Origin of the sequence: Ancylobacter mangrovi (genome assembly GCF_024752335.1) — a bacterium.
GTDB lineage: Bacteria > Pseudomonadota > Alphaproteobacteria > Rhizobiales > Xanthobacteraceae > Ancylobacter > Ancylobacter mangrovi.
In genome coordinates this window covers 95,186-115,572 of sequence record NZ_JANTHY010000003.1, presented here as the reverse complement: position 1 = coordinate 115,572, position 20,387 = coordinate 95,186, and the positions used below count along the sequence as shown (strand labels likewise).

At 70.2% G+C, this 20,387-nt stretch carries 23 protein-coding genes; 10 read left to right on the top strand and 13 right to left on the bottom strand.

The window, feature by feature from the left end; translation table 11 throughout:
• The first annotated feature begins 59 nt into the window (after nucleotides 1–59).
• Nucleotides 60–734 carry a GntR family transcriptional regulator gene (locus NVS83_RS10265; RefSeq protein ID WP_258739214.1) on the top strand — a complete coding sequence of 225 codons (675 nt, stop codon included), beginning with the start codon at nucleotides 60–62 and terminating at the stop codon, nucleotides 732–734.
• Between the two features lie 35 nt (nucleotides 735–769).
• Here the strand turns inward: NVS83_RS10265 and NVS83_RS10260 are convergent, their stop codons facing one another.
• From NVS83_RS10260 to NVS83_RS10225, 8 genes are all read right to left on the bottom strand, one after another.
• On the bottom strand, nucleotides 770–1,546 hold the full coding sequence (locus NVS83_RS10260; protein ID WP_258739213.1) for an SDR family oxidoreductase: 777 nt from the start codon (nucleotides 1,544–1,546) through the stop codon (nucleotides 770–772).
• Between the two features lie 3 nt (nucleotides 1,547–1,549).
• Complete coding sequence (locus NVS83_RS10255; RefSeq protein ID WP_258739212.1) at nucleotides 1,550–2,482, bottom strand: dihydrodipicolinate synthase family protein; 933 nt, start codon at nucleotides 2,480–2,482, stop codon at nucleotides 1,550–1,552.
• Between the two features lie 8 nt (nucleotides 2,483–2,490).
• On the bottom strand, nucleotides 2,491–3,165 hold the full coding sequence (locus NVS83_RS10250; RefSeq protein ID WP_258732938.1) for a GntR family transcriptional regulator: 675 nt from the start codon (nucleotides 3,163–3,165) through the stop codon (nucleotides 2,491–2,493).
• 99 nt (nucleotides 3,166–3,264) lie between these two features.
• A complete protein-coding gene (locus NVS83_RS10245) occupies nucleotides 3,265–4,053 on the bottom strand; it encodes a transporter substrate-binding domain-containing protein (protein WP_258732939.1) in 789 nt (262 codons plus the stop codon).
• A gap of 80 nt (nucleotides 4,054–4,133) precedes the next feature.
• The gene (locus NVS83_RS10240) at nucleotides 4,134–5,075 is read right to left on the bottom strand and encodes an agmatinase (protein ID WP_258739211.1); all 942 of its coding nucleotides are present in this window, start codon (nucleotides 5,073–5,075) and stop codon (nucleotides 4,134–4,136) included.
• 27 nt (nucleotides 5,076–5,102) lie between these two features.
• Nucleotides 5,103–5,765 (bottom strand): amino acid ABC transporter permease, encoded by a 663-nt coding sequence (locus NVS83_RS10235; protein WP_258732941.1) that lies wholly within the window; start codon nucleotides 5,763–5,765, stop codon nucleotides 5,103–5,105.
• Nucleotides 5,762–6,589, bottom strand: coding sequence for an amino acid ABC transporter ATP-binding protein (locus NVS83_RS10230; RefSeq protein ID WP_309486189.1), 828 nt, complete (start codon nucleotides 6,587–6,589; stop codon nucleotides 5,762–5,764). The genes NVS83_RS10235 and NVS83_RS10230 overlap by 4 nt, the downstream gene beginning before the upstream one ends.
• Nucleotides 6,589–7,215 carry a DUF1989 domain-containing protein gene (locus NVS83_RS10225; protein WP_258739210.1) on the bottom strand — a complete coding sequence of 209 codons (627 nt, stop codon included), beginning with the start codon at nucleotides 7,213–7,215 and terminating at the stop codon, nucleotides 6,589–6,591. The genes NVS83_RS10230 and NVS83_RS10225 overlap by 1 nt, the downstream gene beginning before the upstream one ends.
• A 270-nt stretch (nucleotides 7,216–7,485) precedes the next feature.
• On the opposite strand from NVS83_RS10225, the gene pxpB reads away from it, so the two are divergent.
• The 4 genes from pxpB (at nucleotide 7,486) to NVS83_RS10205 (ending at nucleotide 10,755) form a co-directional block, all read left to right on the top strand.
• Nucleotides 7,486–8,256 (top strand): 5-oxoprolinase subunit PxpB, encoded by a 771-nt coding sequence (gene pxpB / locus NVS83_RS10220; RefSeq protein WP_258739209.1) that lies wholly within the window; start codon nucleotides 7,486–7,488, stop codon nucleotides 8,254–8,256.
• The gene (locus NVS83_RS10215) at nucleotides 8,246–9,322 is read left to right on the top strand and encodes a 5-oxoprolinase subunit C family protein (protein ID WP_258739208.1); all 1,077 of its coding nucleotides are present in this window, start codon (nucleotides 8,246–8,248) and stop codon (nucleotides 9,320–9,322) included. Before pxpB ends, NVS83_RS10215 begins: the two co-directional genes overlap by 11 nt.
• 16 nt (nucleotides 9,323–9,338) lie before the next feature.
• On the top strand, nucleotides 9,339–10,112 hold the full coding sequence (locus NVS83_RS10210) for a LamB/YcsF family protein (protein ID WP_258739207.1): 774 nt from the start codon (nucleotides 9,339–9,341) through the stop codon (nucleotides 10,110–10,112).
• A 127-nt stretch (nucleotides 10,113–10,239) separates the two neighbouring features.
• A complete protein-coding gene (locus tag NVS83_RS10205; RefSeq protein ID WP_258739206.1) occupies nucleotides 10,240–10,755 on the top strand; it encodes a c-type cytochrome, methanol metabolism-related in 516 nt (171 codons plus the stop codon).
• Between the two features lie 37 nt (nucleotides 10,756–10,792).
• Here the strand turns inward: NVS83_RS10205 and NVS83_RS10200 are convergent, their stop codons facing one another.
• From NVS83_RS10200 to NVS83_RS10180, 5 genes are all read right to left on the bottom strand, one after another.
• Nucleotides 10,793–12,061: a Zn-dependent hydrolase gene (locus NVS83_RS10200; protein WP_258739205.1), complete on the bottom strand. Its 1,269-nt coding sequence runs from the start codon at nucleotides 12,059–12,061 to the stop codon at nucleotides 10,793–10,795.
• Between the two features lie 38 nt (nucleotides 12,062–12,099).
• Nucleotides 12,100–13,074 carry a hydroxyacid dehydrogenase gene (locus NVS83_RS10195; protein ID WP_258739204.1) on the bottom strand — a complete coding sequence of 325 codons (975 nt, stop codon included), beginning with the start codon at nucleotides 13,072–13,074 and terminating at the stop codon, nucleotides 12,100–12,102.
• 27 nt (nucleotides 13,075–13,101) lie between these two features.
• Nucleotides 13,102–14,310 (bottom strand): glutamine amidotransferase-related protein, encoded by a 1,209-nt coding sequence (locus tag NVS83_RS10190; RefSeq protein WP_258739203.1) that lies wholly within the window; start codon nucleotides 14,308–14,310, stop codon nucleotides 13,102–13,104.
• Nucleotides 14,311–14,464: 154 nt separating this feature from the next.
• Entirely contained in the window at nucleotides 14,465–15,367 is a 903-nt protein-coding gene (locus tag NVS83_RS10185; RefSeq protein WP_258739202.1) for a GntR family transcriptional regulator, read from the bottom strand.
• Entirely contained in the window at nucleotides 15,315–15,524 is a 210-nt protein-coding gene (locus tag NVS83_RS10180) for a hypothetical protein (protein WP_258739777.1), read from the bottom strand. The genes NVS83_RS10185 and NVS83_RS10180 overlap by 53 nt, the downstream gene beginning before the upstream one ends.
• 151 nt (nucleotides 15,525–15,675) lie before the next feature.
• Between NVS83_RS10180 and NVS83_RS10175 the strand changes: the two genes are divergently transcribed.
• The 5 genes from NVS83_RS10175 (at nucleotide 15,676) to NVS83_RS10155 (ending at nucleotide 20,387) form a co-directional block, all read left to right on the top strand.
• A complete protein-coding gene (locus NVS83_RS10175) occupies nucleotides 15,676–16,485 on the top strand; it encodes an ABC transporter substrate-binding protein (RefSeq protein ID WP_258739201.1) in 810 nt (269 codons plus the stop codon).
• A gap of 53 nt (nucleotides 16,486–16,538) precedes the next feature.
• Nucleotides 16,539–17,267, top strand: coding sequence for an amino acid ABC transporter permease (locus tag NVS83_RS10170; protein ID WP_258739200.1), 729 nt, complete (start codon nucleotides 16,539–16,541; stop codon nucleotides 17,265–17,267).
• 10 nt (nucleotides 17,268–17,277) lie between these two features.
• Nucleotides 17,278–18,066 (top strand): amino acid ABC transporter ATP-binding protein, encoded by a 789-nt coding sequence (locus tag NVS83_RS10165; protein ID WP_309486187.1) that lies wholly within the window; start codon nucleotides 17,278–17,280, stop codon nucleotides 18,064–18,066.
• Nucleotides 18,067–18,143: 77 nt separating this feature from the next.
• Complete coding sequence (locus NVS83_RS10160) at nucleotides 18,144–19,274, top strand: M20 family metallopeptidase (protein ID WP_258739199.1); 1,131 nt, start codon at nucleotides 18,144–18,146, stop codon at nucleotides 19,272–19,274.
• A gap of 3 nt (nucleotides 19,275–19,277) precedes the next feature.
• Nucleotides 19,278–20,387: a mandelate racemase/muconate lactonizing enzyme family protein gene (locus tag NVS83_RS10155; protein WP_258739198.1), complete on the top strand. Its 1,110-nt coding sequence runs from the start codon at nucleotides 19,278–19,280 to the stop codon at nucleotides 20,385–20,387.

The following is a 20,387-nucleotide window of genomic DNA, read 5'->3' as shown; positions in this document are numbered from 1 at the left end:
CAAAAGCCTCATTCTCCGCGAGCGGACGCCTTCGCCCGCCGCGCCCGATGCAGGACACGATGAACGAGTCGGCCCTCGACGAAGCCGCCCCGCGCCGCCTTGCCCATGAGGTCCACCGCCGCCTCGAGGACATGATCTTCTCCGGCCGGCTGCGCGGCGGCGAGGTGCTCACCGAACGGCGGCTCGCCGACGCGCTCGAGGTCTCGCGCACGCCGCTGCGCGACGCGCTGCTGATGCTGGAGAGCGAGGGCCTGCTGAAGCGGCGCGGCACGCGCTATCTCGAAGTGCGCCAGATGACGGTACCCGAGTTCATGCAGGTGCTGAACATCCGCCGCCTGCTGGAGCCGGAAGCCGCGCGGCTGTGCATCGGCCGGGCCGACCTCGCCCGCCTGCGCGAGTTACGCGAGCGGCTGGAGGAACTGGTCGCCGACGGCGCCAGCGGGCGCAACGGCGAGGACCCGGAGGCGAGCGCGGCGATCGACGCCGCCATGCATGACGAGATCGCCGCCGCGTCCGGCAACCCGCTGATGGCGAACATGATCCGCGACCTGCGCCGACGCACCCGCATCTTCGATCTCGGACGCATGCCGGACCGCGCGGTCGCGGTCTATCGCGAGCACATCGAGATCATCGCGGCGGTCGAGAAGGGCGACGCGGACGCGGCGGCGGGCGCGATGGTCCGGCACATCGACAATGTGAAGGCCTGCATCATCCGCCATCTGTCGACGATCTGACGCCGACGCCCGCGCCGCCGCCTTACGGATCGCCCTCACACCCCCCGGATCAGCCCGCCATCGACCCGCACCTGCGAGCCGGTGACGTAGCTCGCCCGCGCGCTCGCCAGGAACGTCACCACGTCGGCGAATTCCTGCGGATCGCCGTAGCGCCCGGCGGGGATGGTCGCGCGCGAGGCCTCGGCCACCGCTTCCGGGGTCGAGCCGGTGCGCTTGGCCGCCGCCGCGTCGAGCTCGTCCACCCGCGAGGTGTGGATGCGTCCGGGCAGCACGCAGTTCACCGTCACCCCGTCCTTCGCCACCTCGCCGGCCAGCGTCTTGGCCCAGCCCACGATGGAGGCGCGCAGCGCGTTCGACAGGCCGAGATTGGGGATCGGCTGGGCGACGCCGGAGGAGACGAGGTTGACGATGCGCCCGAAGCCGCGCGCGCGCATGCCCGGCAGCAGCTTCGTGGTGACCGCGAAGATCGCGCCCACCATGGCCTCGAAGCTCGCACTCCACTGCTCTTCGCTCGCCTGCGCGACCGGGCCGGGCGGCGGGCCGCCGCTGTTGTTGATCAGGATGTCGACCGGCACGGCGATCGTGTCGAGCGCGGCCATCAGGCCGGCTCGGTCCGACAGGTCGAGCACCAGCGTGTCCGCGTTGCCGCCGGCGGCGCGGATGTCGCCGGCCACCTTGGCGACGCGCTCCGCATCGCGCCCGGTGACGATCACCCGCACGCCCTCCTTCGCCAGGGTACGGGCGATGGCCTCGCCCAGCCCCCGGCTGGAGCCGAGCACGAGCGCGGTGCGCCCATCAAGTCCGAGGTCCATGGTTCACTTCCCCAGCTTGGCGTCGAGGCGGGCCATCAGCTCGTCGAGCTCCTGATGGTCGCGCGCGGTCATCTTCGGCCCGGGATGGCGCGTGGCCGAGCAGGCGATGGCGCCGCGCCGGCGCAGGATCTCCTTGCGCACCGCGAGGCCGAAGCCGAGCTGCTGCTCGTGGCGCAGGATCGGCAGGTAGATGTCGAACAGGTCCTCGGCCGCCTCGACCTCGCCGGCGAAGAACTTCTCGCACACCCCGACCAGCATCTCGGGATAGGCGAAGCCGGTCATCGCCCCGTCGACGCCGCGCCGCAGCTCCTGCGGCAGGTAGAGCCCGCCATTGCCGACCAGGATCGAGATGCGCCGGCCCTTGCCGGCGTCCGAGCGCTCGCGCAGCCGGCTGATCTTGGAAAGGCCCGAGCCCTCCTCGTGCTTCAGCATGACGAAGTTCGGGAAGTCGTCGATCAGCCGGTTGAGCACCGACACCGAGGTCACGACCTGCGTGGTCTGCGGGTAGTCCTGGTAGCAGACCGGGATGTCCGGGCCGAGCCGGGTGAGCACGGCCTGCCAATAGGCGTAGATCTGCTCGTCGGTCTTCAGCCCCGGCAGCGGGGCGATCATCAGCCCGGCGGCGCCCTTCTCCATCGCCCGGTTGGCGAAGCGCACCAGATTGTCGGTGCCCGGGTTGCTGGCGCCGACCACGATCGGCCTGGTCCCGTCCACGCGCTTCATCACATGGTCGAGGAAGGTCGCGGCCTCCTCCGGCGTCAGCTTCCCCGCCTCGCCGAGCACGCCGAGGATGGTGATGCCAGTGACGCCCTTCGCGTCGTAGAAGTCCAGCAGCGTGTCGGTGCTGGCGAGATCGACCTTCCCGTCCTCGGTGAAGGGCGTCGGCGAGATGATGTACACGCCGCGCGTGGTCTCGCTGATTCGGTGTTGAGACATTTGCGTCCTCAGATGCTGCTGAGCTTCAGGATGATGCTGTGCTTCACATTCTCGATGTGCTGCTGGATCGCCGCGCGCGCCCCCTCGCGGTCGCGCCGGCGCAGTGCGTCGATCATGACGAGGTGCTCGCGATGGCCGATCTCGAAGCGCTCGGGCATGCGGTCGAGATTGAACGTATACGTCTTCACGCGCAGGTTTTCGATCATGCCGGCCAGCACGCCGTTGCCGCTGTGATGGGCGATCATGCGGTGCAGGGCGCTGTCGACCTGCCAGTCGTCCTCCGCGCTCGGGTTCTGCTGCGCCAGCAGGGCGTGGATGTCGGCCTCGACCGCGTCGAGCTCCCCGGGCGGGATGCGCGGCGCAGCCAGCGAGATCGCCTCGCTCTCCATGATCTGGCGCACATGCAGCGTCTCGATCAGCTCGCGGGTGGAGAACTCCTTCACCACCAGCACGCGCCCGGGCTTGCGGGTGACGAAGCCCTCGCTCTCCAGCCGGTTCAGCGCCTCGCGCACCGGGGTGCGCGAGATGTCGAGGGATTCGGCTAGCCGGCGCTCCTGAAGCACGGCGCCGACCGGGATCTCGCGCTTGATCAGCCGGTCGAGCAGCTGGTCGTAGGCCATCTGGCTCAGCGCCCGCGGGGCGGGCTCCAGCGTGGCGCGCGTCTCCTCTTCCCTGTCCTTCATCTCAACTCTCGTCGCGGTGGCGATGCCTGCCGTCCCGTCGAAACGTGAAGGGCACGCCGGAAGGCTCCGGCGTGCCGTCGCGAATGACCGCCCGAAGGCTCAGAACTGCGTGCGGATGGGGTCCTTCGGCGCGGGCGAATAGCCGATCAGCGGGGTGGTCAGCTTGGCATAGGTGCCGTCGGCGATCATGTCGGCGAGCGCCTTGTTCACCGCCTTGACGAGGTTCGGCTTGCCCTTCTTGAAGGGGAAGCCCTTCTGGACATGGCTGACATAGTCCTCGGTCATGGTCAGCGGCAGCTTGGATTCCTGGATCGCGTAGGCGGCGGCGATCGAATCGGTGATCACCCCGTCGATATTGCCGTTGACGAGGTCCTGCAACGCGTCGGATTCGGCCTTGTAGGTCTTCACCTTGGCGCCGCGCTCCTCGGCCAGCTTCTGCCAGGTGGAGGCGACCAGCACGCCCACCGTGCGGCCCTTGATGTCGGCCGACTTCTTGATGTCCGAGCCCTTCTTGACGACCACGCGCCCGCCCGACTCCAGCCAGCCATCGGCGAACATCACCTGCTTCTGGCGCTCGGCGGTGATGTCCATGGCGTCGGAGGCGAAGTCGTACTGGCCGGCCTCGAGGCCGACCAGCAGCGACTCCCACTTGATGATGACCGGCGTGTATTCGAGGTTCAGCCGGCGCGCGATCTCCTTGCCGACGCGGATCTCGAGCCCGTCGAGCGTGCCGTCGGGCGCGCGCATGGAGAAGGGCGGGTAGGTGCCCTCGGTGGCGATCATGAGCTTGCCGGGCTGGATCAGCTCGAGGTCCTGCGCGGCGGCCGGCTGGGCGAGCAGCGCGCCGAGCGCGGCAGCGGCGAGCACGGAGAGAAATGGAAGACGCATGATGTTCCCCTTTGTGAGGCCTTGCGGAGAGGTCTGACGGTGGAAGGTGGCGGCACGTCTTTTTGGTTGTTCGAAAGGCGTCAGCGGTCGGCCCGGAGCGCGATCAGCTCGGCCATCACGGTCGCGGCGAGCAGCGCCGTGATCTGCGAGGGCTGGTCGAAGCCCGGGCTCAGCTCGACGACGTCGGCGCCGACGAGGTTGATTTCCTTGAGCGCGCGCAGCAAAGCGAGCGTCTCGCGGGCATTCGGCCCGCCCGATTCCGGCGTCTGCACGCCGGGCGCGGCGGCCGGGTCGACGAAGTCGAGGTCGAAGGTCAGGAAGGCGGGGCGCCCAGCGGTGCGCGCGGCGATTCGCTGCGCCAGCGTGGGCAGGCCCATCTCGAACATCGCGTCGGTGGTCACCACCTCGTAGCCGAGATCGAGCGACTGGCTGACGTCGTCCGGGGCGAAGAGCGAGCCGCGCATGCCGATCTGGATCGAGTGCGAGGGATCGATGATGCCCTCCTCCACGCCGCGGCGGAACGGCGTGCCGGCGCTGTACTTCTTGCCGGCGAAATAGCTGTCCCAGGTGTCGGAATGGGAATCGAACTGGATCAGCGCCAGCGGCCCGTGGGTCGCCGCCACCGCGCGCAGCTCCGCCAGCGTCACCGAATGGTCGCCGCCGATGCCGAACGGGGTGAGCCCGGCCTGCGCCAGCGCCCGCACCGCGGTCTCGATCTGCGCCAGCGTCTCCTCGAGATAGCCCGGCACCACCGCCGCGTCGCCCGCATCGGCGACGCGCAGCCGCTCGAACACGTTGATGCCGCCGCGATAGGGGTTGATCGGGCGTAGCATGATCGACATCGCCCGCACCGCATTCGGCGCGAAGCGCGCGCCGGTGCGGAACGGGGCGCCGGAATCCGACGGCAGGCCGATGATGGCGGCGTCCAGCCCTTCGAGGCTGGTCGCCTGCGGCAGCCGCATGAAGGTCGGCACCCCGCAGAAGCGCGGCGTCGCCAGCGAATCCGTCGGCAGGACGCTCATGGCACGCGCCTCCGGAGAGGACGGCGGTCAGACGTAACGGGCATTGTAGCGCTCCAGCATGGCCGCGACCTGCGAGAGCATCGTGGTCATGACCAGGTAGATGACCGCGGTCGCGGCGTAGAACTCGAACGGGCGGAAGGTCGTGGCGATGATGGTCTGCGCGTAGAGCGTCAGCTCGACCACGGTGATGGTGGAGAGGAGCGAGGTGTTCTTCAGCGTCGAGATCGCCTCGTTGGTGATCGCCGGCAGGATGATGCGCACCACCTGCGGCAGCACGATGCGCCGCATCGTCTCGCTCCGGCTCATGCCCAGCGCCAGCGAGGATTCGACCTGGCCCTTGGGAATGGCCGAAAGCCCCGAGCGGATGATCTCGGCGACATAGGCGCCGCTGTTGATGCCAAGCGCCAGCACGCCGGCGACGAAGGGCGAGAGCCCGAGCCCGAGCTGCGGCAGGCCGAAATAGACGATGAAGATCTGGATCAGCGCCGGCGTGCCGCGCACGAACCAGATATAGAACACGCTCGCCTGCCGGATCACGCCGATCTGCGAGGCCTTGCCCAGCGCGACGACCAGCCCGCACGCCCAGCTCACCAGGATCACCAGCACGGTGAGCACCAGCACCAACCAGGAGGCGTGCAGGAAGCCCGGCACGTAGGGCAGGAAGAAGTCGAGCCATTCGGAGAAGCTCATGGCGCCTCTCCCGTCGGGCCGGCGACGTGCTCGTGCAGCACGCGCTTGAGGAACTGTTGCAGCCGCTCGCTCGCCGGCCGGTAGAGCACGTCGCGCGGCGGGCCGTCCTCGGCGATGCGACCCTGGTCGAAGAACACGGTGCGGGTGGACACCTCGCGCGCGAAGCCGATCTCGTGGGTGACAAGCAGCATCGTCATGCCCTCCTTGGCGAGGGACGCCATCAGCGCCAGCACCTCGCCCACCAGCTCCGGATCGAGGGCGGAGGTCACCTCGTCGAACAGCATCAGCCGCGGCTTCATGGCGAGCGCGCGCACGATGGCGACGCGCTGCTGCTGGCCGCCCGACAGCCGGCTCGGATAGGCGCCGCGCTTGTCGGCGAGGCCGATGCGCTCCAGCAGCCCCTCGGCGAGCGCCACCGCTTCGGCGCGGGCAACGCCCTTCACCCGCATCGGCGCCTCGATGACGTTCTCCAGCACGCTCATGTGCGGCCACAGATTGTAGCTCTGGAACACCATGCCGATGCGCGCGCGCAGCGCCCTGAGCTGGGCCGGAGTCGGCCGGCCGCGCGCGCCGGGCGCGAAGTCGAAATGGGCGTCCTCGAAGTCGAGCAGCCCGCCGTCGGGCATCTCCATCACGTTGATGCAGCGCAGGAAGGTGCTCTTGCCCGACCCGCTGGCACCGATGATCGACACAACCTCGCCGGCATGGACCTCAAGCGAGATGCCCTTCAGCACCTCGTGCGCGCCGAAGCTCTTCCTCAGCTCGCGGATGCGCAGCAGCGGCGCGGGCGATGTCGGCGCGGATGGTGTCGGCGCCGCCGCCATCAGGGCGCGTCCGCCGGCGGCAGGATCTCGAGCACGCAGTCGCGCGGCGTACGGTCCGGCCCGTTGATGGTGGTCACGTCCTGCGGGCAGTTGGAGAACACCAGCACCGCGTCGAACTCCGCGCGCAGCTCGACATGGGCGCCGGGCTTGGAGCGCGGGAGGATGCGGTCGAGCGAGCCGTCCGGGCGCACGTCGACGCTCATGAACATGTTCAGCGGCGCGGGGGTGAAGGGTACCTTCCAGCCGATCTCGCCCAGCGCCTCGTGCAGGTTGTCCGAACAGCTGCGGTGATAGCCCTTCACGCCGAGCTCGCGGTAGATCGCCGGGTTGCAAGCGCACAGCAGCGTGTCGTGCTGGCCGGCCGAGGTATCCTCGGTCATGCACACGATCGGCCGCCGCTGCGTGGTGACGAGCGCCGTCTCCTTCTCGACATAGGCGACGGAGTTGAACGAGCGCACGTTGTCCATCGACAGGAATTCGGACGGGTCCGCCGCGTTGAAGGCCCAGAAGTCGAGCGCCTGCGTGCCGTGGGGATTGACCACCCGCACCCGCCAGCCGGCCCGCAGGCAGATGGCCTTGCCGTGGGCGGCGGGCAGCACGAGGGTGCCGGCTTCCTCGAAATCCATGAGTTCTCGCCATCGAAAAAGGCGCCTCCGAAAGCGGGTGGAGACGCGGTGGATCGGGGGTCGCTGGCTGGAATTTCTTTGGTATACCGTCGGAATTCAAGTGGATTTTTTATGCAGGAACTGCCTTGGATTTGATCTTTGCGGATCGCCGGACGTGATCGATCATGCGCAGCCGGCCGACCGCCGGACGTACGTAATATGTTGATATAACATACGATTTCAGAACCCCTCTCCCGAGACCGACCGCAAGCACGAGCGCCCGCACGCACCATGACGCCGAAGGACCCGCCCTTCCCCCGCCTGCTCGACGCCGGAGAAAGCGGGCTCGTCGTCGAGTTCGGCGACGGCATCGACGAAGCGGTGAATGCGCGCGTCATCGCCCTCGACCGGGCGCTTGCCGCGGCCGCGATCGAGGGAGTGCGCGAGGCGGTGCCGACCTATCGCTCGCTGCTGATCCTGTTCGACCCGCTGGTCGTCGACCGCGTCACCCTGGCCGGGCGCGTCCGCGAGCTGGAGACGGCGCCCGGCGTTGAGGCCGCCGGCACGCTTTGGCGCGTGCCCGTGCTTTATGGCGGCGCGCACGGGGTCGATCTCGAAGCGGTGGCAAGCCAGCACGGGCTGACGCCGGACGAGCTGGTCGCGCTGCACGCGGGCGCGCTCTACCGTGTCTACATGATCGGCTTCGCGCCCGGCTTCGCCTATCTCGGCGGCCTGCCCGAGCGGCTGCACACGAGCCGCCGCACCGATCCGCGCCCGAAGACGCCGCCGCGCAGCGTCTCCATCGGCGGACGGCAGGCGGCCGTCTCGCCGCCGATCGAGGTGCCGAGCGGCTGGCACCTGCTGGGCCAGACCCCGGTACGCTCCTACGATCCCGCGCGCGAAAAGCCGTTCCTGTTCGCGCCCGGCGACACGATCCGCTTCATGCCCATAGACGCCGGCGCGTATCGCGACCTGCTCGCCGCCGCCGAGGCGGGCGAGATCGTCGCCACGCCCGAGACCATGCTCGACGCAACACCCGCGGGAGGCGCGCATGACGCCTGACCCGCACGGCGCGCCCCATCTCGCCGTCACCGATGGCGGGCTGTTCTCGACCCTGCAGGATGCCGGGCGGTTCGGCTATCAGCGCTTCGGCATCTCCGGCTCGGGAGCGATGGACCCCGCCGCGATGCGCCTCGCCAACGCCCTCGTCGGCAACCCGCCCGGCACTGCCGTCGTCGAGATGACCATGACGGGCCTCGCCTTCACCGTCGTCGCCGATGCCTGCCGGATCGCCCTCGCGGGCGCGGAAATGGCGCTCACCATCAACGGACGCCCGGCCGAGCCGCTGCAGGCGCACGATCTGGCGCGCGGCGACCGGGTCGCCATCGGACGGGCGCGGACCGGCATGCGCGCCTGCCTCGCCATTGCCGGCGGCCTCGACGTCGCCCCGGTGCTCGGCAGCGTCTCGACCCATACGCGCTCGGGCCTCGGCGGGCTCGACGGCGGCCCGCTCCGGGCGGGGACGGTCTTGCCGCTGCGCGGCGGCGGCGCCGGCCCGCTGCTGCGGCAGGGCCGCCGCCATCTGGCACCCGCCGAAGGGCCGCTGCGCGTCGTGCTCGGGCCGCAGGCGGACGCCTTCACCCCCGCCGGCCTCGCCACCTTCCTGTCGGCGACCTATACGCTGTCGACCCGCGCCGACCGCATGGGCTGCCAGCTCGAGGGCCCGGCGGTCGAGCACGCCGCCGGCTTCAACATCGTCTCGGACGGCATCGCCAATGGCAGCGTCCAGGTCCCGGGCCACGGGAGGCCGATCGTCCTGCTGGCCGACCGCCAGAGCACGGGCGGCTATCCCAAGATCGCCACCGTGATCGGCCCCGATCTCGGCCGCCTCGCCCAGCTCCGCCCCGGCGACACGCTGAGCTTCACCGCGATCGACGCCCGGGAGGCCGCCGAGGCGGCACGGCGCGCCGCCGCCGCGCTTGAGGACGCCATCGCCGCCATGGAGCCGGTGGTGCTGGGCGCCGCCGCCCTTTCCAGCGAGCGGCTGCTCGGCCTCAATCTCGTCAGCGGCGTCGCCTCCGCCGCCCACGATCCCTTCTGCCCCTATCCTCCCAGCCACCCCTCTTGAGCGAAGCGAGACAGACATGGCCGTGATCGACCTCAACAGCGACATGGGCGAGGGCTTCGGCGTCTATTCCCTCGGCGACGACGAGGCGATGCTCGGCATCGTCACCTCCGCCAACATCGCCTGCGGCTTCCATGCCGGCGACCCGCTGGTGATGGCGAAGACGCTCGCCGCCGCGCAGGCGAACGGCGTCGGCGTCGGCGCCCATCCGAGCTTCCTCGACCTGTGGGGCTTCGGCCGCCGCCCGATCATGGGCGAGCGGCCCGAGGATGTGGAGAAGCACCTCATCTACCAGATCGGCGCGCTGCAGGCGCTCGCGCACGCGAACGGGCAGAAGCTCCAGCACGTGAAGACCCACGGCTCGCTGGGCAATCTCGCCAACGAGGACGCCAGCCTCGCCCGCGCCGTCGCCCGCGCCATCCGGGCGGTCGATTCCGGCCTCGTCTTCGTGGTGATGCCGGGGCTGGAGATGGAGCGCGCCGGCGAGGCGGAGAACCTTCGCCTCGCGCGCGAGATCTATGCCGACCGCGCCTATGCCGACAACGGCAACCTGGTCTCGCGCAAGCTGCCCGGCGCCGTGATCCACGACGCCGACGACGCCGCCACGCGCGTGCTGCGCATGGTCGAGGACGGCGAGATCGTCACCGCCGGCGGCGGCCGGCTGAAGGTGAAGGCGGACACGGTCTGCGTCCATGGCGATACCCATGGCGCGGTGGAGATGGCCCGCCACATCCGCGCGCGGCTCGAAGGCGCGGGCATCGCGGTGCGCCCCTTCGGCGAATGGCTGGCCTGACGCCGGCCAGCGCCGCCCTTCGCCGCCCTTCACTGCCGGCTTGCCTCCCGGGCCCGGCGACGGAATCATCCCCCGTCCCCGGCCTTCCACGCCGCACAACAAGAAGCCGGGGTGTGGGAGGCTACACATGCATCATGCGCGTACCGGCGCCGCGATCGCGGCCGCTCTTCTTCTCATGACGTCGCAGCTCTGCGCCGACGGGTCGGGCGATCCCGCCGCCGCCAGCTCGTCCGACGGCGAATATAGCGACAGCCAGGGCAACCCGACCTTCAAGATCGACAAGGACGGCACCGTCGACTGGTACACCTCGGTCGGCTACATCCGCTACACGGCGAACTGCATGCAGTGCCACGGCCCGGACGGGCTGGGCTCCAGCTTCGCGCCCTCGCTGGTCGATGCGCTGCAGAACCTCAGCTACAGCCAGTTCCTCGACACCGTGACCAACGGCAAGAAGAATGTGAGCGCGAGCCAGGATCTGGTCATGCCCGCCTTCGGGGTGAACCCGAACGTCATGTGCTACATCGACGCCATCTTCGTCTATCTGCGCGCCCGCTCCGACGGCGCGCTCGGCCGCGGGCAGCCCCAGAAGAGCGCCCCGCGCCCCGCCGGCTACAGCGCGGCGGAGGATGCCTGCATGGGCTGAGGCCAAGGCCGAACCCGAGGCTGGGCGCGGGGCGCCGTCACCCGTTGTCGTCACGCGCCAGCAGATGGGCGATGACGTCGGCGGCGACGACGAAATCCGCCATCTCCATCGCCTCGTCCGGGTTGTGGCTGCCGTTCTGGTTGCGCAGGAAGACGAGCGCCGAGGGCACGCCGGCATTGGCGAAGACCGCCGTGTCGTGCCCGGCCCCGCTCGCCATCTCCACATGCCCCGCCCCGCGCGCGGCGGCTACGCCGGCGAGCCGGGCACGCAGCGCGTCGTCGAGCCGGGCGGGAGCCGAGCCGGTACGCGCCCCGAGTTCGAAGCGCACGCCGCGCGCCGCCTCGATGCCCGCCACGATCTCCATCAACCCGGCGTGGATGCGATCGAGGCAGGCCGGCGACAGGCTGCGCACGTCGAGGCAGAAGGAGACCTCGCCCGGCACCTTGCTGAAACCGTGCAGCGCCGGGTCGGTGCCGACCTCGCCGAAGGTGACGGTCGCGCCCTCGCCTTCCGCCAGCACCTCGCCCCACAGCCGGTCGAGCGCGGTGACGAGGTCGGCCAACGCGAACACCGCGTCGTGGCGATGGCCGCGCGGCACCGCGCCGGAATGGCCCCATTCGCCGAGGATGTGCGCGCGGCGGTAGCGGAAGCTGCCCGAGATGCCGGTGACGAGGCCGATCGGCACGTCCGCCGCCTCCAGCACCGGCCCCTGCTCGATATGGAGCTCGATGAAGCCGTGGAGCCGCGCCGGGTCGAGATGCACCCTGCCCTCGCCGACGCGGGTGGGATCGAGCCCGAGGCGGCGCATGTGCTCGGCGAGCGCGACGCCCGTATCCGAGCGCGGCGTGGCCAGGCTTTCCTGTGGCAGCAGGCCGAGCGCGGCGCGGCTGCCGAGATAGGAGAGCGGGAACCAGTTGCTCTCCTCCGCCCGGATCGCCATCACCGTGATCGCGCGGCGCGGGCGGATGCCGGCCTCGACGAGCGCGCGCACCGCGCACAGCCCGGTGATCACGCCGGCCGCGCCGTCGAAATTGCCGCCATGCGGCACCGAATCGAGATGCGAGCCGACCACCCACGAGGCGAGCGAGGGATCGCGCCCCTCATAGGTCAAATAGAGATTGCCGGCCGGATCGACATGGCGCGTGAGGCCCAGTGCCGCGGCCTCGCGGCTCATCACGTCATGGGCGATCTGCTCGCCCTCGCCATAGGCGGCGCGGGTGATGCCGGGCGCATCTCCGGTGCGCGCCGCCAGCTCGTCGAACAGGCGTTCGGCGAAGGCGCGGTCGATGGCGATCGGCTCGGTCACGCGACGCTCCTTCCGGGCACCATTTCTCGCGCTGCCGCTCACGCGCGCGGACCGGGCGGCCAGGTTTCGGGATTGACGAGATGGGATGGACGGCGGCCGGCGAAGACGTCGACGACCTGCTCCGCCACGAGGCGCGCGGTCCGCTCCAGCGCCTCCACCGCCGACCCCGCGACATGCGGGCTCAGCACCACATTGTCGAGCGCGGCGAGCCGGGAGCCGGCCGGCAGCGGCTCAAGGGCGAACACGTCGAGCCCGGCGCCGCCGATCCGCCGGGCCGCCAGCGCCGCCACCAGCGCGTCCTCATCGATCAGCGCGCCGCGCGAGGTGTTGAGCAGGAACGCGCCGGGCTTCATCAGCGACAATTCGCGCGCGCCGATTACCCCGCGCGTCGCAGGCGTGCTCGGCAGATGCAGCGACACGACATCGGCGACGCGTAGCAGCGCGTCGAGCGTCGCCATACGTTCGACCCCGGCGCGGGCGAACGCCTCGTCCGGCTGGCTGCGCGAGAAGCCGGCCACCTTCATGCCGAAGGCCCGCGCCAGCGCGGCCGTCGCCTGGCCGATATGGCCGAAGCCGACGATGCCGAAGGTGGCACCGGCAAGTTCGCGCAGCGGCACCCGGTACTTGAAGCCGAAATCGCCCGAGCGCGACGCCGCGTCCGCCGCCGGAACCTGCTTGGCGAGCGCCAGCGCGAGGGCGAGCGTCTGCTCCGCCACGGCGCGCACATTGGCGCCGGGCGTGTTGACGACACAGACACCGCGCCGGCTCGCCTCGGCGATGTCGACCGGGTCGGTGCCCACGCCATGCACGCCGATCACCCGGAGCACCGCCGAGGCGCTGATTGCCGGGCTCCGCAACCCGGCGTCGCGTGTGATCACCGCCTCCATGCCCGGCATCGCCGCGACGATGGCCTCGGCATCATAGGCCGGCGCCGGCACCGGGGTGATGCCGGCCTTCTCGAGCAGTTCGAGGCCCGCGGCATGGATGGGCTGGACAATCAGGCAGCGGGGCACGGGCAAATTCCGGAACGGTGGGGGAGGTCATCGGGACGCCATCGCGGCGAGCAGGCCGGCGAGGAGCGGATGCGGCCGGCCGCGGCGGCTGGCAAGCTCGGGATGGCCCTGCATGCCGACGAAGAAGCGCAGCGCCGGCAGTTCGATCGCATCGGCGTAGGCGCGTTCGCCTTGCCGGGCGCAGACGGCGAGGCCCGCCGCCGCGAGCGGGCCTTCCAGCGCCGGATCGAGCACGAAGCGGTGGTTGTAGTGCACGTCGAGCCGCTCCGCGCCGCCGGCCAGCGCGGCGAGGCGGCTGCCCGGTTCGAGCCGGCTGGCAAGCAGGCCGAGCCGGTGCGCGGGACGGCCCAGCTCGTCGTGCAGGCGCACGAAGGTCTTCGTCTGCGCGTCGGGATCGGCCTCTTCGAGATTGGCGTCGTTCATGCCGCACAGTTCCTGCGCCACCGCGCTCGCCATGGTCTGCATGCCCAAGCACAGGCCGGCGGTCGGCAGGTCCCGGCGGATCGCCGCCCGCGCCGCCGCGATCTGCCCCTCCACCTGCTCCATGTCCGAACCGCCGGGCAGCAGCAGCCCGTCGACGCCGGCGAGGAGCCGGTCCCACACCAGTGCGGGCTCGGCGCGCGGATCGGCGAAGACCGGCGTCAGGTCGAGCCCGAGCGCCTCGGCTGCATCGCCCAGTGCGGCGAGCGGGGCGGGATAGACCTCGCGCTGCAACGCCTCGTCGCCGACGATCAGCACACGCAGCGCACGCCCCTCGTGGATGGGGAGCGTCGCGTCGAGGGGTAGCGGCCGGCCGAAGCGGTCGCGCCGCCACGCCGCGACGATTTCCCCGCCGGCGGTGAGCAGCTCCAGGCGGTCGTCCACCCCGCGGACGTCGAGGGTCTCGACCGCCCGGCCGGCCCGCTCGGCAGTGGCGAGGATGCGCGCCTCCGCATCGCGATAGGCGGCCAGATGAGGATTGATCGGCACGACGACGGTGCCTGGGATACGGGCCACCGCTCCTCGGTCGACCGGCGCGACGACCGGCCGGTCGCCCGCCCGCTCCGCCCAGAGCAGCCCGTTGGCCGCCAGCTCGCCATGGGCGAGCACATGCTGGGCGCAGTCGAAGCGGGCATGGCCGGCCCCGCCGGTGGCGAGCGCCGCGAACCGCGTCCCGCGCGCGGCGGCGAATTCGCCGGCGACCATGCCGTCGAGCGCGGGCAGGCACGTGTCATGACGGACGAGCAGGATGGTCATGAAATCCTCGCGGACGAACGCGGCTCACACTGTCGAGCCGGCCGAAGCCGCCCCGTTCCAGCGCGTCTGCACGAACCGCGCCATTGGTTCTTAATCGGTATACTATTGGTCGACAATGGGGGACCTCCTCCCGGCGTCGGCCCCCACCGCACGCTCAGGCGCGCCGGCCGGTCTCGAAGCTCGGCACGGCGGAAAAGGCGTTGGTGAGGTGGAGGCGCATGATCTCGGCCGCCCCCGCCTGGTCGCCCGCGGCCACCGCGTCGAGGATCGCGAGATGCTCGCGGCACCAGTCGCGCACGCGGCGGCGGTTCACATAGCCGCCGAATTCGAGCAGGCGCCGCAGCCGGTTCTGCTGCTGGATCGCCTGCAGCAGGAACACGTTGCCGCTGAAGCCGGCGATGGCCTCGTGGAAATGGGCATCGGTGTCGAACAATTGCCGCGCGTCGACGGTCGCGATGCGCGGATGGGTCTCGAGATAGAGATGCTGGATGCGCAGCCGCTCCAGCGCCGCCGGATCGGCCTTGAAGGTCGGCACCAGCAGCCCCTGCGGCTCGGTGATGAGGCGGAAATCATAGCTGTTCTGCAGCGCCATCCCGGTGTCGAGCGTCGGCAGGAAGGTCCAGCCCCGGCCCGTATTGCGCTCCAGCAGCCCGTCGTCGACGAGGCGCGTCAGCGTGCGTTGCAGCAGCGCGCGGTCGACGTCGTAGCGCCGGGCGATCCCGGTCTGGGTGAAGGAGGCCGGCAGGCGGCCGGCCAGCCGGTCCTGCACGATGTCGCTGTAGAGGTCCTGGTCGGCGCTCGGCGGCACTTCGAGGCTGAAGCGGTGCAGTTCCTCCGGCGTCGCCTTCAGGAAGAAGCCCTGGTGGCGCCGGGCCTCGACCACGCCGTGCTCGGCGAGCAGGGACAGCGCTGCGCGCACCGGCGTGCGCGAGACCTGCAGCAGGTCGCCGAACTGCTGCTCGCGCAGGTGATGGCCGACTTCGAAACGCCCGTCGCGAACCACCTCAAGAATCTGATTCGCCAGACGAAAACGGTTCTGGCTCGGACTGCGCGCCATAGGCCACCAGCTTTGTATGAAATTTGAACTCGCATACAATAGATGAAATCGCCGAGGCAAGCCTTTCCGCCATCTTGGAGGTGCGGAGGAGCGCCGCTGCGACGGTCGTTCGGCGCGGACTGACGCGTGCCGACTTCGGCAAATGCTCATTTTTCATCAGCCATCGTCCATCATTTGTGCACCGCCTCCAAAGGTGCACGCTTGACAGTTCGGCCCGACGGATTTGTATAAATGTCGTCATAAAGTGCAATTTAGAACAAGACGCCTTCGACAACCAGAGCCATCCAGATCGCACCCAGGGGACCAACATGCTTCGTAAAATCGTCGCTGCCCTCGTCCTTCCGCTCGGCATGATGCAGGCCGCAGCCGCCGCCGAGATGCCCAAGAGCGGGCTCGTGGAAGACGGCGCCATCACCTACGGCGTCGCCGCGACCTTCGCGCCGTTCGAGTTCCAGAAGGACGGCAAGCTCACCGGCTTCGACATCGACCTGATCGAGGCGCTCGGCAAGAAGCTGAACGCCACGCCCAAGGCCATGAACATGGAGTTCAAGGGCCTGATCCCGGCGCTGCAGGGCGGGCGCATCGATATCATCAACTCGGCCATGTACATGAACCCGCAGCGCGCCGAGCAGGTCGACTTCGTGCCCTATCTCAAGATCGGCAACCGGGTGATGGTGAAGGCGGGCAACCCCGCCAAGATCACCGGCCGCGACGACACGCTGTGCGGCAAGACCATCGCCGTCACCCTCGGCGGCATCCAGGAAAGCCAGGCCCGCGCCGATGACAAGCGCTGCCAGGGCAAGGGGCTGGCCGCGGTCACCGTGCTGACCCTGCCGACCGCGCAGGATTCCGCGCTCGCCCTGCGCCAGGGCCGCGCCGACGCCTATTACGACTCGACCCCCGGCTCGGTGAAGCTGATGCAGGAGCTGCCGGACGTGTTCGAATCCGTCGGCGACGAGTTCGAATCCAACACCTCGGTCGGCATGGCCACCCGCAAGGGCGACGCCGCCATGCAGGAGGCGCTGAAGGGCGCGCTGAAGGAGATCGTCGACGACGGCACCTACACCGCGCTGATCAAGAAGTGGAACCTGCCGCCCACGGTGTCGATCTTCAACTGACGGCACCCGCCTGATCGCCGGCCCGCAATGCCCCGGAACGGGAGAAGACGCGCATGATGTCGCTCGACCTCGTCTTCGACTACGTCGTCTCGCCGCCCTTCTTCCACGGTGCGGTGCTGACCCTGCTCATCACCGTCACCTCGCTGTTCTTCGGCATCCTCGCCGGGCTCGTCATCGCCCTGATGCAGGAGACGCGCTCGCGCCCCCTGCAGCTCTTCACGCTGATCTACATCTGGCTGTTCCGCGGCACGCCGGTGCTGTTCCAGATCATCTTCATCTACAACGTGCTGCCGAGCTACGGCATCCGCCTGTCCGCCTTCCTCAGCGCAGTCATTGCGCTGGCGCTGAACGAGGGCGCCTACATGGCCGAGATCCTGCGCTCGGGCCTCAACGCGGTGAAGAAGGGCCAGCGCACCGCCGGCCTCGCGCTCGGGCTCACCACCTCGCAGGTGATGCGCTTCATCGTCCTGCCGCAGGCCGCCCGCATCGTGCTGCCGCCCATGGGCAACCAGATGATCGGCATGCTCAAGACTAGCGCCCTGGTTTCGGTGATCGCGGTCGAGGAGCTGCTGCTGGTCGCCAACCAGACCGCCAGCGCCTCGTTCCGCTATCTCGAGGCGCTCACCGCCGCCGGCGTCTACTACCTCGTGCTCACCACCATCTTCATGGCGCTGCAGGCGATGCTGGAGCGCAGCCTTGACCCGAAGAAGCGCCGCCGCCGCGAGAAGCGCCCGCTGCTCGACCGTCTCCTGCTCGCCACCGAGAGCGCCGATGTCCGCTGAGGGGGCCGCCATGAACGACGCCAACCGCGCCGACCCGCCGACGGGGCGCCCCGCCACCCGCGCCGACGCGCCGCTGCTGGAGATCGTCGGCATCGACAAGAGCTTCGGCCAGTCCCGCATCCTCAAGGGCTGCTCGCTCGACGTGCGGCGCGGCGAGACCGTGGTGCTGATCGGCCCGTCCGGCTCGGGCAAGTCCACCCTGCTGCGCTGCGTGAACCTGCTCGAGCCCGCCGATGGCGGCGACATCTTCTTCGAGGGCGCCAACATCACCGGCGACTTCGCCAACGCCGCGCGCATCCGCCGCGAAATCGGCATGGTGTTCCAGAACTTCGAGCTGTTCCAGCACCTCTCCGCCGCCCAGAACATCATGCTGGCGCCGATGAAGGTGCTCGGCCTGTCGCGCGCCGACGCCCACGACGTCGCGCTCGACCTGCTGCGCAAGGTGCGCATCCCAGACAAGGCCGACGCCTTCCCGGACGAGCTTTCCGGCGGCCAGCAGCAGCGCGTCGCCATTGCCCGCGCGCTCGCCATGAAGCCCAAGCTGATGCTCTATGACGAGCCCACCTCCGCGCTCGACCCCGAGATGATCCGCGAGGTGCTGGACGTGATGGCGGACCTCAGCGCCGAGGGCATGACCAGCCTCGTCGTCACCCACGAGATGGGCTTCGCGCGCCGGGCCGCCGACAAGATCGTGTTCATGGAAGACGGCCGGATCGTCGAGACCGCCTCGAGCGAGGCCTTCTTCGGCGGCTCGGTCAATGAACGCGCGCAACGCTTCCTCGACCAGATCCTCCACTGACGAGTGCCCCGATGCCCGTCCCCGCGTCTCCCGCCCCCACCTCTCCTGTCAGTTCCTCTGCGCCGGACCTCGCCCGCATGAAACGCGAGCTCGCCGAGCTCGTCGCCATCCGCAGCGAGAACCCGCCCGGGCGCGAATACGAGGTCGCGCTTTATCTGCGCGAGGCGCTCGCCCCGGCCGGCTTCGAGATCGCCTTCGACGAGTTCAGGCCGGGACGCGTGAACATCGAGGCCAGGCTCGTCAACGGCCCGGGGCCGGTCTTCGCCTTCAACACCCATATGGACGTGGTGCCGGCGGGCGAGGGCTGGAGTTCGGACCCGTTCGTGCTGCGCGAGAGCGAGGGACGGCTCTACGGGCGCGGCGCCTGCGACTGCAAGGGCCCGCTCGCCGCGATGCTGGAGGCGGCGCGCCTGCTCGCCGCCGACCGCGCCTCCTGGTCGGGCACGCTGCTCGCCGTCTTCGTCGCCGACGAGGAGATCGCCAGCGAGGGGGCGAAGCTCTACGCCGCGCGCCGGCCGAAGATCGACTTCGCCATCGTCGGCGAGCCGACCTCGAACACCGTCTATTCCGCCCACAAGGGCAGCCTGCGCCCGCTGGTGCGCGTGCACGGCGTGCCGGCCCATTCCGGCTCGCCGCATCTCGGCGAGAATGCGATCTACCGCGCCGGCGAATTGCTGGCTCTGGTCGCCGAGACGCATGAGAACGACGTGCGCCACCGCACCCACCCGCTGGTCGGTGCGGCGAGCCTCACCGTCACCCGCATCCATGGCGGCCACGCCGACAACGTGCTGCCCGGCGCCTGCGAGATGCTGCTCGACCGGCGCCTCGTGCCCGGCGAGGACGAGGAGGCGGTGAAGGCCGACATCGCCGCCATGCTGCGCCGCGCCCATGAGCGCACCGGGCTGCGCGCCGAGATCGTCGACTGGAAGCCCACCACCGGCGGGGCGACCGAGACCGCGCCCGACCGGCCGATCGTCGCCGCGAGCCTTGCCGCCTGCCGCGCCCGCGGGATCGCCGAGCCGGGGCCGTTCGGCTTTCAGGGCGCCTGCGACCTCGTCCATTTCCGTGCCGCCGGTGCCGAGGGCGTGGTGATCGGCCCGGGCTCGCTCGCCGTCGCGCACAAGGCGGACGAGTTCGTGCCGGTGAACGAGTTCGCGGCCGCGAGCCTGATCTACCGCGACATCGCCCGGACCATGCTGGCGGGCTGAACCATGTGGGCATCCCTTCATCGCGCCATGCTGACCTATCGGGAAGGGCTGGTGCTCCACACCGCCTCCTCCGGCCGCGTCGACGGGCTCGACACGCTCTATCTGCGGCTCGAGCAGGACGGCCTCGTCGCCGCCGGCGAGGTGCGCATCAACATCGCCTATCTCAACGGCCTCGCCGCCGAGGCGGTGCTGGCCGAGGCGCTCGACGTCCTTAGCGGGATCGATTTCGCCCGCGATGCCGCCTGCCTCCTCGCCGAGCCGCCCGCCGCCGTTGCCCGCGCCAGCGCGCCGGTACGCACGCTGATCGACTGCGCGCTGCACGACATGTGCGCCCGGCAGGCGGGCGTGCCGCTCGCGGTTCGTCTCGGCGCGCCCGACGGCGCCCCGATCGCCCACGCCACCAACCAGACGCTGTTCGTCTCCTCCGATGAGACCTTCCTCGCGCGCGCCGCGGCCTATGTCGCGCGCGGCTTCACCGAGCTGAAGGTGCGCATCGGCGCCGGCGATATTGCCGACGATCTCCGCCGCGTGGCGCTGCTGCGCGAGCGCTTCGGCAGCGGCGTCACGCTCGCCGCCGACGCCAACGGCGCCTGGGAGCTGCCCGCCGCCCTCGGCCATCTCGAAGCGCTCGCGCGCTACGACCTCGCCTATGTCGAGCAGCCGGTCGCCCCCGGCGACTGGAAGGCGCTGGACGAGCTCGCGGCGCGGAGCCCCATCCCGGTGATGCTCGACGAGAGCGTGACCGGCCTCGACGAGGTGCGCCGCATCGCCGACGCCGGCAACGGGCTGATGGCCCATCTCAAGCTGGTCAAGCTCGGCGGCCTCACCCCCGCGCTCGAGGCGGCCCGCCTCCTTTCCCGCGCCGGCGTGCCCTTCATGATCGGCCAGATGAACGAGGGCGGGCTTGCCACCTCCGCCGCGCTCCATCTCGCCTGCGCCACCTGCCCACGCTTCGCCGAGCTCTACGGCGCGGACGGCCTGGAGAACGACCCCGCCAGCAACCCCGCCACCTGCCTCGCCTATGGCGACGGCCGCGTGAGCGCCCCCCCGACCCCCGGCCTCGGCCTTCGTTTCGATGCGTCGTGCACGCATCTCATCAGGGAGTTTTCGTGA